This is a genomic window from Micromonospora endolithica, assembly GCF_003626595.1.
In the GTDB taxonomy this organism is placed as follows: Bacteria; Actinomycetota; Actinomycetes; order Mycobacteriales; family Micromonosporaceae; genus Micromonospora; species Micromonospora endolithica.
This window is the reverse complement of the sequence record NZ_RBAK01000002.1, coordinates 490,430-503,207: the sequence shown is the minus strand read 5'-3', so window position 1 is coordinate 503,207 and position 12,778 is coordinate 490,430. Positions and strand designations below refer to the sequence as shown.

General features: G+C 74.9%; 13 protein-coding genes. 5 read left to right on the top strand and 8 right to left on the bottom strand.

Translation table 11 applies throughout. The features are described 5' to 3' along the window. Positions 1-52: 52 nt before the first annotated feature. From D7223_RS08200 to D7223_RS08190, 3 genes are all read right to left on the bottom strand, one after another. The gene (locus D7223_RS08200; RefSeq protein WP_120726676.1) at positions 53-241 is read right to left on the bottom strand and encodes a hypothetical protein; all 189 of its coding nucleotides are present in this window, start codon (positions 239-241) and stop codon (positions 53-55) included. Between the two features lie 63 nt (positions 242-304). Next, entirely contained in the window at positions 305-1,333 is a 1,029-nt protein-coding gene (locus D7223_RS08195; protein WP_120726674.1) for a sensor histidine kinase, read from the bottom strand. Continuing rightward, complete coding sequence (locus D7223_RS08190; RefSeq protein WP_120726671.1) at positions 1,326-2,021, bottom strand: response regulator transcription factor; 696 nt, start codon at positions 2,019-2,021, stop codon at positions 1,326-1,328. The genes D7223_RS08195 and D7223_RS08190 overlap by 8 nt, the downstream gene beginning before the upstream one ends. Before the next feature lie 160 nt (positions 2,022-2,181). Here D7223_RS08190 and D7223_RS08185 point away from each other — a divergent pair, with 160 nt between their 5' ends. Together D7223_RS08185 and D7223_RS32720 are read left to right on the top strand one after the other, a co-directional pair. Continuing rightward, positions 2,182-2,844 carry a GNAT family N-acetyltransferase gene (locus D7223_RS08185; RefSeq protein ID WP_120726669.1) on the top strand — a complete coding sequence of 221 codons (663 nt, stop codon included), beginning with the start codon at positions 2,182-2,184 and terminating at the stop codon, positions 2,842-2,844. Positions 2,845-3,276: 432 nt separating this feature from the next. Beyond that, positions 3,277-3,594 carry an STAS domain-containing protein gene (locus tag D7223_RS32720; RefSeq protein ID WP_158610838.1) on the top strand — a complete coding sequence of 106 codons (318 nt, stop codon included), beginning with the start codon at positions 3,277-3,279 and terminating at the stop codon, positions 3,592-3,594. A 24-nt stretch (positions 3,595-3,618) separates the two neighbouring features. Here D7223_RS32720 and D7223_RS08175 read toward each other — a convergent pair whose 3' ends face one another. Beyond that, positions 3,619-4,824, bottom strand: a complete 1,206-nt coding sequence (locus D7223_RS08175) for a PP2C family protein-serine/threonine phosphatase (protein ID WP_120726665.1) — start codon at positions 4,822-4,824, stop codon at positions 3,619-3,621. Positions 4,825-4,930: 106 nt separating this feature from the next. Continuing rightward, positions 4,931-6,379 carry a glycoside hydrolase family 3 N-terminal domain-containing protein gene (locus tag D7223_RS08170; protein ID WP_120726663.1) on the bottom strand — a complete coding sequence of 483 codons (1,449 nt, stop codon included), beginning with the start codon at positions 6,377-6,379 and terminating at the stop codon, positions 4,931-4,933. Positions 6,380-6,546: 167 nt separating this feature from the next. Here D7223_RS08170 and D7223_RS08165 point away from each other — a divergent pair, with 167 nt between their 5' ends. Then, positions 6,547-7,722 (top strand): ROK family transcriptional regulator, encoded by a 1,176-nt coding sequence (locus tag D7223_RS08165; protein WP_120726661.1) that lies wholly within the window; start codon positions 6,547-6,549, stop codon positions 7,720-7,722. 93 nt (positions 7,723-7,815) lie between these two features. On the opposite strand, the gene D7223_RS08160 is transcribed toward D7223_RS08165, so the two are convergent. Further along, complete coding sequence (locus tag D7223_RS08160; RefSeq protein ID WP_120726659.1) at positions 7,816-8,838, bottom strand: ABC transporter permease subunit; 1,023 nt, start codon at positions 8,836-8,838, stop codon at positions 7,816-7,818. Then, the gene (locus tag D7223_RS08155; protein WP_120726657.1) at positions 8,835-9,824 is read right to left on the bottom strand and encodes an ATP-binding cassette domain-containing protein; all 990 of its coding nucleotides are present in this window, start codon (positions 9,822-9,824) and stop codon (positions 8,835-8,837) included. The genes D7223_RS08160 and D7223_RS08155 overlap by 4 nt, the downstream gene beginning before the upstream one ends. A gap of 131 nt (positions 9,825-9,955) precedes the next feature. Between D7223_RS08155 and D7223_RS08150 the strand changes: the two genes are divergently transcribed. Beyond that, positions 9,956-10,798, top strand: a complete 843-nt coding sequence (locus tag D7223_RS08150; RefSeq protein ID WP_120726655.1) for an ABC transporter ATP-binding protein — start codon at positions 9,956-9,958, stop codon at positions 10,796-10,798. Between the two features lies 1 nt (position 10,799). Beyond that, complete coding sequence (locus tag D7223_RS08145) at positions 10,800-11,696, top strand: ribokinase (protein ID WP_120726653.1); 897 nt, start codon at positions 10,800-10,802, stop codon at positions 11,694-11,696. Here the strand turns inward: D7223_RS08145 and D7223_RS08140 are convergent. Next, entirely contained in the window at positions 11,681-12,709 is a 1,029-nt protein-coding gene (locus tag D7223_RS08140; protein ID WP_120726651.1) for a helix-turn-helix domain-containing protein, read from the bottom strand. The two genes, D7223_RS08145 and D7223_RS08140, sit on opposite strands and share 16 nt — an antisense overlap. Positions 12,710-12,778 lie beyond the last annotated feature (69 nt).

The following is a 12,778-nucleotide window of genomic DNA, read 5'->3' as shown; positions in this document are numbered from 1 at the left end:
GGTGTGCGAACGCCCCGGTGGGTCGGCCACCGGTGTGTCGGGCGTCCCGGCGTCAACGCGGGTTGAGGTGCCGGCGCGAGGACACGCCGGCGGGCAGCTTGTTCAGGTCGCCCCAGCAGAGCGCGGAAGTCCGGTGGCCCCGGTAGGGCGGCTGCGCCGGGAACCGTTCCGGGGACCCGGAGGCGTGCGACCAGAGCTGCGCGGGGTCCTGCTGGTAACGGTCATTCGGCTGATTCGGCATGACCCTACCGTCCCAAAGGAAGTTGTACATGTATGGAAATCGATATGACGGCCGATCGGTGTCTCAGGTTCCCGGCACCGGCAACCGGACCTCGAATCGGCATCCGTCACTGACGTTGCGTACCGATACCCGCCCGCCGTGCGCCTCAACCAACCCGCGCACGATCGCCAGCCCCAATCCGCCGGAGCCGGCGACACCGCCGTTGCCGGGGCGCGGGGTGCGGGCCGGTTCGCCCCGGAACGCCACGTCGAAGACGCGGGGAAGGTCCACGTCGGGGATCCCGCCGCAGGTGTCCGCCACCGCCAGCCAGGCGTTGTCGCCGTCGCGGCCGGCCTCGACCCGGACCGTGCCGTCGTACGGGGTGTAGCGCACCGCGTTGAGCAACAGGTTGGCCACCACCCGGGCCAGTTCCGGCTCGCTGGCCAGCACGGTCGGCCACCCCGCGTCGGCGGCCTCCAGCCGGATGCGCCGGGCGGCGGCCAGCGGCGCCGTGCTGGCCAGCGCGTCGGAGACCACGTCACCCAGCGGCACCGCCGACAGGGTCAGCCGCAACGCGCCGGCGTTGATCCGGGACAGCTCGAACAGGTCGTCCACCAGCCGGGTCATCCGATCGGTCTCGACCCGGATCCGCCGGTGGTACTCGTCGACCGTCTCCCGGTCGCGCACCACCCGGTCCTCCAGCGCCTCGGCCATCGCCCGCAGACCGGCGAGCGGGGTCCGCAGGTCGTGCGACACCCAGGCGACCAGGTCCCGGCGGCCCTGCTCGATGTGCCGCTCCCGGGCCCGGGCCTGGTCGGCCCAGACCGCGGCGGCGGCGAGCCGGCGGGCGAACAGCCAGCCGACGGTCACACTGACCACCGCCGCCGCCGCGACGGTGATCAGCACGACGTCGCGGTCGTGCACGGAGAGGAACATCGCCTCGGCGACCGCGGCCACCCCGGCGGCCACCGCGGTCACCGTCAGGGCCAGCAGGGCACCGACGTGCGCGGTGATCGACCGCCCGCGCAGCAACCGCAGACCGGCCGCGCCGACACCGCCGACGCAGAGCGCCGCACCAAGGGCGTACGCGAAGATCAGCGCCAGGTCACGCACGGGCCGGCTCGTAGCGGTAGCCGACACCCCACACGGTGACGATCCGCCGGGGCTGCGCCGGGTCCACCTCGACCTTCTCGCGCAACCGTCGTACGTGCACGGTCACCGTGGACTGGTCGCCGAAACTCCAGCCCCACACGCGTTCCAGCAGCTCGGCGCGGCGGAAGGCCCGCGCCGGGTGGCGCATCAGGTGCACCAGCAGGTCGAACTCCCGCAGGGTCAGCACCAGCTCACGCCCGTGCAGCCGGGCGATCCGGGGCCCGGTCTCGACCTCCAGGCCGTCGTCGACGAGCACGTCCGGTGCCGCGTCCACCGGCTCGCCGCCGGTCCGCCGCAGCACCGAGCGGACCCGCAGCACCAGCTCGCGCGGGGAGAACGGCTTGCCCAGGTAGTCGTCCGCGCCCAGTTGCAGGCCGAGGATCCGGTCGGCCTCGTCGCCACGCGCGGTGAGCATGATGATGGGTACGCCGTCCGGCCGCGTCCGCAGCCGCCGGCAGACCTCCAGCCCGTCCACCACCGGCAGCATCAGGTCCAGCACCACCAGGTGCGGTGGGTCGGCCGCGACGGCGGCCAGGGCGGACCCGCCGTCGGAGACGTGCGCCACCCGGTAGCCGGCGTGCTCCAGGTAACGGCACACCACGTCGCTGACCGTCCGGTCGTCGTCGACGACCAGCACCCGCTGGGCCACCGGGCACCTCCCTCGTGCCGGCCAGCCTAGCCAGGCCACGCCCGGTGAGGTGTTGCGTGTTCCTTACGGTTGCCGGGGCGACGGATCGGTACGCCGGCACGAGCCGCCCGGCGTACGGTGATCACCGGCGCGACGTGACCGTGGCGGGAGAGGTGAGTCCATGCTCGACCGGCGGCTCCACCTGCACCTGGCGATGTGGCTGGGCCAGTGGCCGGCCGGTCCCGGCCTGCACGTGGTCGGGTCGCACCGGCGTGCCCGGCCCGCCTGGGACGGCCGGCTCCGGCCGGCGATCGCCGTCAGCGCCGGGGCCGGCACCGTGCTCTCCGTACCGCCGGACCGGGTTTCCGTGGTCCGTGACCTGGCCCGGGGTCCGGCGAGACTGCTGCTGCCCGGCCTGCCCGCGGCGGTCGGGCAGCCCGGCTGGGTGGTGCACGACGACGTGTTCCGGTGGAGCAGCGCACCGGCGCCGCTGCCCGAGGTCGGCGAGTGGATCCCGCCGACCGCGCCGGGCCTGCCCGCGTGGCTGCGGCTGTTCGACCGGCCGGTGCTGGTGGTCCGGGACGACCGGGGGCGGTTCCTCGCCGGGGTGGGGGTGAAGCGGCACGACGCGTACGGTCGGGAACTGGCGGTGGGGACGGCCCCGGCGGCGCGGAACCGCGGCCTCGCCCGACGCCTGGTCGCGCAGGCCGCCCGCCGCGTCCTCGACGAGGGTGGGATACCGACCTACCTGCACGACCGCCGGAACGCCGCGTCCGCGCGGGTGGCCGACGCCGCCGGTTTCCCGGACCGGGGGTGGCGGTCGTACGGGGTCTACCCGAGTTGACCCCGGTGTGCCGCCGGACTCGACGGCGCCGGGCCGACGGCCGGGCGGCCGACCCGGGGGTGCCCGCCGGCAGGGCGCGGACCGTGGATCCCGGGCCGGATCCACGGTCCGCTTCCTTCCCCCAGGTCCCCCTGCGGCGCGGGTGCCGGGCGCCGCGTAGTGGTCACGCTACGTATCGGCAGGTCGGTCGGCAAGAGGCAACGGCCATGCTGAAGATGTCCAATAGCGGACTTGACCTGCGCCGAAGCGATAGGAGCGGCGCGGGACGAAAGTGACGCAGCGTGTGAGGCGCGCATTCGTCCGGCGGGGCCGCCGCTGGCCCGTGTCGGTGCCGAGGGCTATGGTCGAGGCACGCCGGTGGCACGACCGCCCAGGGCGCACATCTCGAGTGGTGAGGCGGGCAGGCACGTGGGCAACGTGGATCCCGGTCGGGTGACAGTCCGTCCGGCCGGCGAGGTGGATCTGTCCACGGTGGACGACTTCGAGGCCGCGCTCGACGAGGCACTGGCCCGGCCCGGGCTGACCGAGGTCGTGGTGAGCCTCGCCGACGTCCGCTTCCTCGACTCCAGCGGCGTACGCGTGCTCGTCCAGGGCGTCGCGCGGGCCCGGGAGCACGGTGCCACCCTGCGGGTCACCGATCCGCAGCCGATGGTCGCGCGGGTGCTGCGGATCACCGCCGTCGGGCCACTGCTGGGGCTGGACGAGGACGCCGGTCGGCCGGGCGGCCAGGGCTGGCGCGGGCTGGACTGAGCCGAGCGGCACCTGCCGCCCCGGTCAGGGCTCGCTGCTTCGCGCCGCCTCCGGCGACCACTCCAACAGCATCAGGGTGGCGTCGTCACCCCGGGCCCGGGGTGCGCGGTGCGCGGCGACCGCATGGCTCAGCCGGCGCAGGATCTCCGCACCGGGCAACCCGGAACCGATGTGCCGCTCGGCCAGGTCGGCGAGGCGCGACAGGCCGAACAACTCCCCGGCGGCGTCCCGGGCCTCGGTCACCCCGTCGGTGTGCAGCAGCAGCCGGTCGCCCGGCTCCAACCGGGCCTGTGCCACCCCCGCCCGGTCGTGGCCGAGCCCGAGGGGGAGCTGGCGGGCGCCGGACAGCGTCCGTACCGCCCGCCCACGGCGCAGCAGGACCGGCGGCGGGTGCCCCGCCTCGACGTAGCGCAGGACGCCGGTGCGGGTGTCGAACTCGGCGAGGATCCCGGTGACGAACCGGGCGTCGGACCAGGTGGCCGTGATCGCCTCGTCGATCGTGCGAGCGATGCCGGGCAGGTCCGCGCCGGTCCGCCGGGCGGCCCGCAGCGCGCCCAGCGCCACCGAGGTGGTGAGCACCGCCGGCAGGCCGTGCCCCACGCCGTCGAGGATCGCCATCGAGACCGTTCCGCCGGCCAGCGAGTAGTCGAAGGCGTCACCGCCGACCTCGTAGGCCGGTTCGAGCAGGGCGTTGATCGCCGTGTCGGCACTGGCGAAGGTCAACGGGGGGAGCTGCTCCCAGAGCACCTCCGCGGAGACGTCCATCGGCCGGCTGCGGCGGGCGTGGTGCAGGTTGTCGCCGTACCCGCTCTTGGTCGTCACCAGGTGACCGACCAGTCCGGCGATGAGCAGGCAGCCGTCGCGCAGCGTCTCGTCGGCGGGGTCGGTGCCCGCCGGTGGGAACACCTCCAGCAGGCCCAGCCGGTCGGTCCCGTTGACGATCGGCAGCCAGAGCCGGGGCGGCGGCCCCTGCCCGACGTGCGCCTCGACGTGGGTGAAGGCCCGCCCGGCGAGGCTGGCGTCGATGGACAGCAGCTCACCGGCCGGGCCGTTCCGCTCCGGCAGCGGGCGCAGGTGGTGCTGCTCCACGTCGACCAGGTAGACGGTGGCGCGGACGCCCAACGGGCGCAGCACGTCGTTGACCGCCGTCGGCAGCTCGTCCGGCGGCAGCCGGTGCGACCGGGTGACGAGATCGGCCAGCGCCCGGTGCCAGGGATCGCTCGCGCTCATCCCGCCGGGTTACCCGCCCCGGGGCCGGGGCACGCCCCGCGCGGCGGCCGAGGTGTGAGGAAGGGACCCTTTTACTACACGAGGCGTTAATAAGGGGCCCTTCCTTTCACCGCAGGCCGAGGGCTTCGGCGGCGGCGCGGCCGTTGGCGTGGCTGGCCCCGTACGTGGTGACGAAGGCGCGCACGCCAGCCGGCCGCCAAGCCGCCGGCCAGCCCATCTCCACCACGGTCACCGGGTGCGCGGCGGCCAGCGCGGTGACCAGGTCGTCCGCGCCGGGCAGCCGGTGCAGGTGCCGGCCGACCAGCACGATCGGCCGGTCCCCGGCGAGCCGGCGCAGCGCCAGCGAGTCGGTCTCGGCGGCGACCACCCGCACCTCCTCGGTGTCGCCGAGGTGCGGCCCGAGGCCCCACGGCACCCGTCCCTCGGCGATCGTGGAGGCGGCGTGCAACTGCACCACCAGGGGCCGGTCCAGACCGGTCAGCACACCCTCCACCCGGACCGCGCGGCGCGCCGCCGCGTACCCGAGGTCGGTGGGAGCGGGGGGCACCGAGCCGGCGGACCGGATCCAGGCGGCGAGCGCGGCGGCCCGGCCGGCGGCGTCCTCGACGCGTTCCCGCGCCAGCCGCCCGTCGGCGAGGGCGGCGAGGATCTCGGCGACCACCCGCTCGACCAGTTCCGCGTCGACCTTCGCGCCGATGCAGAGCAGGTCCGCGCCGGCGGCCAGCGCCCGCACGGCGGCCGGGCCGGTGCCGCCGGCGGCGACCGCGGCGCCCTTCATCTCCAGGGCGTCGGTGACGACCGCGCCGGTGAAGCCGTACTCGCCGCGCAGCAGGTCGACCAGGACCGCCCGGCTGAAGGTGGCCGGACCGGCGCCGGTCAGCGCGGGCACCCGGATGTGCGCGGTCATGATCGCCCGCACGTCCGCCGCGACGACCGCCGCGAAGGGCGGCAGGTCGCGCCGGCGCAGCACCTCGACGGGTACGTCCACCAGCGGCAGTTCGTGGTGCGAGTCGGCGACGGTGGCGCCGTGACCGGGGAAGTGCTTGGCGCAGGCGGCGACCCCGGCGGCCTGGAGCCCGGCGACCGCCGCGGCGGCGTGGGCGGCCACCCGGACCGGGTCGGCGCCGAACGACCGGGTGCCGATGACCGGGTTGTCGTCGGCGCTGTTCACGTCGACGGTCGGGGCCAGGTTGAGGGTGATCCCGAGCGCGGCCAGTTCGGCGCCGATCGCCTCGTGCACCCGCCGGGTCAGGGCGGTGTCGCCGATCGCCCCCAGCGCGGCGTTGCCCGGGTACGGGCTGCCGGTGGCGTGCGCCAGCCGGGTGACGTCACCGCCCTCCTCGTCGATGGCGATCAGGACGTCCGACCGGCCGGCCCGCAGCGCGGCGGTGGTCGCGGCCACCTGCGCCGGGTCGTGCACGTTGGTGCCGAACAGGGTGTGCCCGGCGAGGCCCTCGGCCACCAGGTCGACCGCCCAGTCCGGCGGCACCGGCCCCGGGTACGCGGCCAGCAACGTGCCCAGCACCAACCGGCGCAGTCCTGGATCCTGCCCCACGTGATCCTCCCCTTTCGGTGCCCGAGGGCACGAATGTCGTACCGGAGGTGGTGATCGAGGTACCGGGTCGGCCGACCACCGCCGTCCCGGGCGGCCGATACGCTACGGCTACCCGTTCCCCGCTCCGTTTACAGTTAGCAAACTTTATAGAATTTCGAGGACCTGGCATGAGTGCGACCCGGCTGCCCGGCACCCCCCGCCTTCTGCGGGCGCTCAACGACCGCGCGGCGTTGGAGCTCCTCCTGGAGCAGGGGCCGCTCACCCGGGCCCGGCTCGGTGAACTGACCGGGCTGTCGAAGGTCACCGCCTCGCAGTTGGTCGAGCGGCTGGAGGAACGCGGCCTGGTCGCCCGGGTGGGTGAACAGGCCGGCGGGCGGGGGCCGAACGCCCAGCTCTACGCCGTCCGGCCGGGCAGCGCCCACGTGGTCGGCGTGGACGTGGGACCGGACCGGGTGGTCGCCGCCTGCGCCGACATCACCGGCGCGGTGATCGGCCGGGTCGAGCAGTCGACCCGGGACAACGACGATCCGGTCGGCGTGGTCCACAATGCGGTAGTCCAGGCGGCCAGCAGTGCCCAGGCGCAGCTGTCGAGCGTACGGCGGATCGTGCTGGGCACCCCCGGCCTGGTGGACCCGGGCAGTGGCGACATCACGTTCGCGTTCAACCTGCCGCGCTGGCACAGCGGCCTGCTCGCGGCGCTGCGGGACGACCTGCACACCCCGGTGGTCTTCGAGAACGACGTCAACCTGGCCGCGATGGCCGAGGCGCGATCCGGCGCCGCCCGGGGCGTACCCGACTTCGTGCTGGTCTGGGTGGGCGCCGGTGTCGGTCTGGCGATCGTGCTGGGGGGCCGGCTGCACCACGGCAGCAGCGGCGCGGCCGGCGAGATCGGCTATCTGCCGGTGCCCGGCGCACCCATCCCGCGCGACGTCTCCCGCCGGGCGAAGCCGGCATTCCAGCAGGTGGCCGGCGCGGACGCGGTCCGTGCGCTGGCCCGCGAGCACGGCTACCCGGACGCCTCGGCGGCCGGTGCGGTGCGCGCGGCGATCGCCGACGGCACCGCGGGCGGCCCGATGCTCGACGAGGTGGCCCGCCGGCTCGCCCTCGGCGTGGCCAGCACCTGCGTGGTGCTGGACCCGCCGCTGGTGGTGCTCGCCGGTGAGGTGGGTCAGGCCGGCGGGGCGGCGCTGGCCGAGCGGGTGCAGCACGAGGTGGCGGCGATCACCCTGGTGCGCCCCCGGGTGGTGCCCACCGGACTGGCCGAGGAGCCGATCCTCAGCGGTGCGCTGCACACCGCGCTGGACGCGGTGCGGGACGAGGTGTTCGGGTCCACGGTCGGCTGACCGGGTGCCGCCGCCGTCCGCCATGTGAAGGAATATTTCATCTGCCGCCCGGATGCTGCAAGGTGTTGCCGCACCCGGCCGGCACCGGACCGGTCAGATGAGGTCGCGGCGGCGGAAGACCACGAACGCCGCGCCGACCGCCGCCCCGGTCAGCCCCAGCAGCACGACCAGCGCCGGCCCCTGGGTGATGTACCAGGAGCCGTCGCAGGTGGTGCCGAAACCGACCCCGCGACAGGCGTTCTCGTCCCAGTTGGTCATCCGCCCGGACAGCCAGGCGAACAGGTAGCTGGAGAGCAGGAACCGCTCGTGCCGGGGCACGTCGAGGATCAGCATCACCAGCCGCGCCCCCAGCTCCCACACCACCGCGTACGCGGCGATCACGCCGAGCGCCGCGGCGGTGTGCCGGCCCAGCGCGGCGGCGGCGAAGCCGAGCGCGGAAGCGAGCAGCACCAGCACCATGCCGCGACCCCAGACCGCGGCCAGCGATCGCCAGAACTCGCCGTCCACCGCGCCCGGCTGCCCGGCCGCCTGCCCGATCAACCAGAACGTCCCCAGGTACGCCGCCGAGGCGAGCAGCGACACCACGCCCACCACCCCGAGCAGGGTGCCCAGCTTGGTGCCCAGCACGGTCGTCCGGTTCGGCCGCCACAGCAGCAGGTTGACCACCCCGCCGGAGTTCAGGTCCGCCCCGATGTACGAGGCGCCGACCAGGAAGCCGAACAGCACCAGGAAGGCGATCAGGAAGTACAGCAGGGGCAACGCCGCCTGGGCGAAGGTGAAGACGCCGCGGAGGAAGTCCGCGGCCACCGGCAGCCGCTCCATCCGCCCCGGGTCGATGTCGGCGCAGTTCTGCGTGTAGTACGGGTCGAGCCCGAGTTCCTCGTTCGAGAGCCTCCCCTGCTCCCGGGCCACGCACTGCTCGTACGCCAGCTCCAGGCCCCGCCGCGCGTCCGCCGCCTCCCGCTGCGCCGAGGCCAACTCGGTGGCGGTCGGGCGGTGCGAATTCGCCAGCGTGGTGGCCGCCGTGACACCGAAGGCGAGCACCAGCAGGATCAGCATGAGCTGGACGAAGCGCCGGGCCCGCAGGCGCTCCCACTCGGCACGGACCAGGTTCACGCGTCCACTCCTGAGACGTCGAGGTCGATCATCGCTTCGGTGGGGCCGCCCGCCTGGCGGGGCAGCGCCGGATGGGAGTCGGTGCCGGTCAGCTCCAGGAAGACGCTCTCCAGGTCCGGCCGCAGCGGGGTCAGTTCCCGCAGCCAGACGCCCTGCTCGCCGAGGAGCCGGCTGACCGTGGTGTCGTCGTCGACCCCGCCGACCACCAGGTGATCCGGGTGATCGACCACGGTCAGCCCGGCCGCCCGCAGCAGCTCCGCGGCGCGCGCCGGATCGTCCGCCCGGACCCGCACCTCGTGCCGGTCGAAGTTGGCCAGCACCTCGGTGACCCGGCCCGCCGCCACCAGCCGGCCCCGCGCGATGATCGTCACGTGGTCGCAGATCAGCTGGATCTCGGCCAGGATGTGACTGGACACCAGCACCGTCACGCCCGCGTCGGCCAGCGACCGCATCAGGTCGCGCATCTCCCGGATGCCCGCCGGGTCCAGCCCGTTCGCCGGCTCGTCCAGGATCAGCAGCTCCGGACTCTTCAACAGCGCCGAGGCCACCGCGAGCCGCTGCTTCATGCCCAGCGAGTAGCCCCTGACCCGGTCGTGCTCCCGACCGCGCAGGCCCACCTGCGCCAGCACCTCGTCCACCCGGGCGACCGGTACCCCACCGGCCCGGGCCAGCAGGCCCAACGTCCGGTGGGCGGTGAAGTTGCCGAAGAACTGCGGGCTCTCCACGATCGCGCCGACCCGCCCGGCCACCCGGGTCAGCCGCTCCGGCGAGCGTTCCCCGAGCACCGCCATCCGGCCCTCGTCGGCCCGGACCAGCCCGAGCAGGGCGCGCAGCGTGGTGGTCTTGCCGGACCCGTTGGGCCCGAGGAAGCCGTGCACCTGGCCGGCCTCGACGACCATGTCGAAGCCGTCGACCGCCACCTGACGACCTCGCCGCAGGGTGTGGAAGGTCTTGCGCAGACCCTCGATCTCGACGACCGCGCTCATCCGCGCGACTCCGCTCTCCGACCGGGCATCCGGCGTCCTCCGGGTGTGGTGACCAATGACACGGCGCCCCACCCTATGACCGGCACGCCGCCCGTGGGGGGCACCACCGCGTTGCGTGGTTGGATGGGCGGGTGACTGGTGACCTGATCCCCGGCGCCCGCGGCGCCGCACCCGCACCCCTCCCCGTGGACGCGGATCTGGTGGTCAGCCTCGACGGTGTCGGCGTACGCCGGTCCGGCACGGCGCTGCTGCACGACGTGGACTGGCGGGTCGAGCTGGACGAGCGCTGGGTGGTGCTGGGCCCCAACGGAGCCGGGAAGACGACCCTGCTCAACCTCGCCGCCGGGCGGCTGCACCCGACCGTCGGCGCCGCGCACGTGCTCGGCGAGCGGGTCGGCCGCACCGACCTCACCGAACTGCGGACCCGGATCGGCCTGTCCACCGCCGCCCTCGCCGAGCGGCTGCCCGCCGACGAGCGGGTCATCGACGTGGTGGTCACCGCCGCCTGGTCGGTGGTCGGCCGCTGGCGGGAGAGCTACGACCCCGCTGACGAGGCCCGCGCCCGCGCACTGCTCGGCCAGCTCGGCGTCGCCGCCCTCGGCTACCGCACCTACGGCACCCTGTCCGAGGGCGAGCGCAAGCGCGTCCAGATCGCCCGGGCGCTGATGACCGACCCCGAGCTGCTGCTGCTCGACGAGCCGGCCGCCGGGCTCGACCTGGGCGGTCGGGAGGACCTGGTCGGCCGGCTGGCCGAGCTGGCGTACGACCCGGACGCCCCGGCCCTGGTGCTGGTCACCCACCACGTGGAGGAGATCCCGCCGGGCTTCACCCACGCGCTGCTGCTGCGCGAGGGCGGGGTGGTGGCGCAGGGCCTGCTGGCCGACACGCTCACCGGGGACAACCTCACCAAGACGTTCGGTCTGCCACTGCTGGTCGAACGGCACGGCGACCGGTACACCGCCCGCGCCGCCTGACATGGGGCAGACCCGGGTCGTCGTCGTGGGCAGCGCCAACATGGACCTGGTGGCCACCGCCCCGGCCCTGCCCCGACCGGGGGAGACCCTGCTCGGCACCGACTTCGTGATGGTGCCCGGCGGCAAGGGCGCCAACCAGGCGGTCGCCGCCGTACGGGCCGGCGCGTCCTGCGCGTTCCTCGGCGCGATCGGCTCCGACGCCTTCGGGGTCACCCTGCGCGCCCGGATCACCGCCGCCGGCGTCGACACCGGCCAGCTCCGGGTCACCTACGGCAGCTCGGGGGTGGCCCTGGTCATGGTGAGCGCCGACGGGGAGAACGCCATCGTGGTCAGCCCCGGCGCGAACGCCTCGATGACCGGTCTCACCGACGCGGAGCGGGACCTCGTACGCGCGGCCGACGTCCTGGTCGCGCAGCTGGAGATCCCGGTCGAGACGGTCACCGAGGCGGCACTGGCCGCCCGCGACGCCGGCACCCGGGTGGTGCTGAACGCCGCGCCGGCCCGCCCGCTGCCGGGGGAGCTGCTGGCCGCCGTCGACCTGCTGGTGGTCAACGAGGGTGAGGCGCGCGCGCTGACCGGGCGGGGTCGGGACGAGCCACGGGCGCTGCTCGACCTGGTGCCCCGGGCGGTGCTGACGCTCGGCCCGGGCGGCGCCTGGTATGTGGACCGGGACGGCACGACGGTGCACGTGCCCGCGTTCGCCGTCGACACGGTCGACTCGACCGCCGCCGGGGACGCGTTCACCGCCGCGCTCGCGGTGGGGTGGGGTGAGGGACGGGCCCTGCCCGACGCGGTGCGCTGGGCGGCGGCGGCCGGCGCGGCCTGCGTACGCCGGCTCGGCGCCTCGGTGGCGCTGCCCCGCCGGGCCGAGATCGACGAGATCTACGCGCGGCCCTGACCGGGTGCGGCCGGCGCCCGCGCACTCCCGCGGCCGTCCCGGGTCCGGGTCCGGAAGGCCCGGCGGTACGCCGACGGCGAGGTCCGCATGGCCCGGCCGAAGTGGTGCCGGTAGGTGACCGGGCTGTCGAAACCGACCGCGCCGGCGACCTCCTCCACCGGCGCGTCGGTCTCCTCCAAGAGGGCCAGACTGGCCCGGACCCGCTGGTCGACCAGCCACCGGATCGGACTCGTCCCGGTGGCGCGGGCGAAGTGCCGCAGGTACGTCCGCGGTGACATGTGCGCCTGTCGGGCCAGCCCGGCCACGGTGAGGGGTGCGCTCAGGTGCGCCAGCGCCCACGCGATGCTCCCGGCGATCCGGTCGTCGTCCGGGTCGGCGGCGACCGGCGCCTCGACGAACTGCGCCTGCCCGCCGTCGCGGTGCGGGGGGATGACCAGCCGCCGGGCGACCGCGTTGGCGATCGCCGCGCCGTGGTCCCGGCGTACCACGTGCACGCAGAGATCCAGGCCGGCGGCGCTGCCGGCGCTGGTCAGGATGTCGCCGTCGTCCAGGTAGAGCACGTCCGCGTCGACCCGCACCCGTGGATGACGGCGGGCCAGCAGGTCGGCGTACCGCCAGTGGGTGGTGGCCCGTCGACCGTCGAGCAGTCCCGCACCGGCCAACGCGAACGCCCCGGAGCAGATGGACAGGACCCGGGCACCGCCGTGGTGGGCCCGGCGCAGCGCGGCGACCAGGGCGGGGGAGGGGTCCACCGTCACGTCCGGCACCCCCGGCACGATCACCGTCGCGGCGGCGGCCAGGTCGTCCAGCCCGTACGGGGTGTGCAGGGCCGCGCCGCCGACCAGCGGCACCGGTCCGGGCCGTTCGGCACAGACCCGCAGCGTGTACCAGTCGACGTCGAACTCCGGCCGGGGCAACCCGAACACCTCGGTGACGATCCCGGTCTCGAAGACCGACATGCCCGGGTACGCCAGTACGGCGACGCTGCGGTCGCCCCGATCCCGGTGGGCCATGGCGGGATGTTAGCGGTAGGCGGCGTTCCGGCCACTCGTCCGGCCGGGTGGTGCCGGCGCAGGATCGGT

Excerpts from the sequence above, each read along its gene's own strand:
- D7223_RS08200 (WP_120726676.1), bottom strand. The coding sequence starts at position 241 with ATGCCGAATCAGCCGAATGACCGTTACCAGCAGGACCCCGCGCAGCTC.
- D7223_RS08185 (WP_120726669.1), top strand. The coding sequence starts at position 2,182 with ATGCTCGACCGGCGGCTCCACCTGCACCTGGCGATGTGGCTGGGCCAG.
- D7223_RS08175 (WP_120726665.1), bottom strand. The coding sequence starts at position 4,824 with ATGAGCGCGAGCGATCCCTGGCACCGGGCGCTGGCCGATCTCGTCACC.
- D7223_RS08165 (WP_120726661.1), top strand. The coding sequence starts at position 6,547 with ATGAGTGCGACCCGGCTGCCCGGCACCCCCCGCCTTCTGCGGGCGCTC.
- D7223_RS08155 (WP_120726657.1), bottom strand. The coding sequence starts at position 9,824 with ATGAGCGCGGTCGTCGAGATCGAGGGTCTGCGCAAGACCTTCCACACC.
- D7223_RS08145 (WP_120726653.1), top strand. The coding sequence starts at position 10,800 with ATGGGGCAGACCCGGGTCGTCGTCGTGGGCAGCGCCAACATGGACCTG.
- D7223_RS08140 (WP_120726651.1), bottom strand. The coding sequence starts at position 12,709 with ATGGCCCACCGGGATCGGGGCGACCGCAGCGTCGCCGTACTGGCGTAC.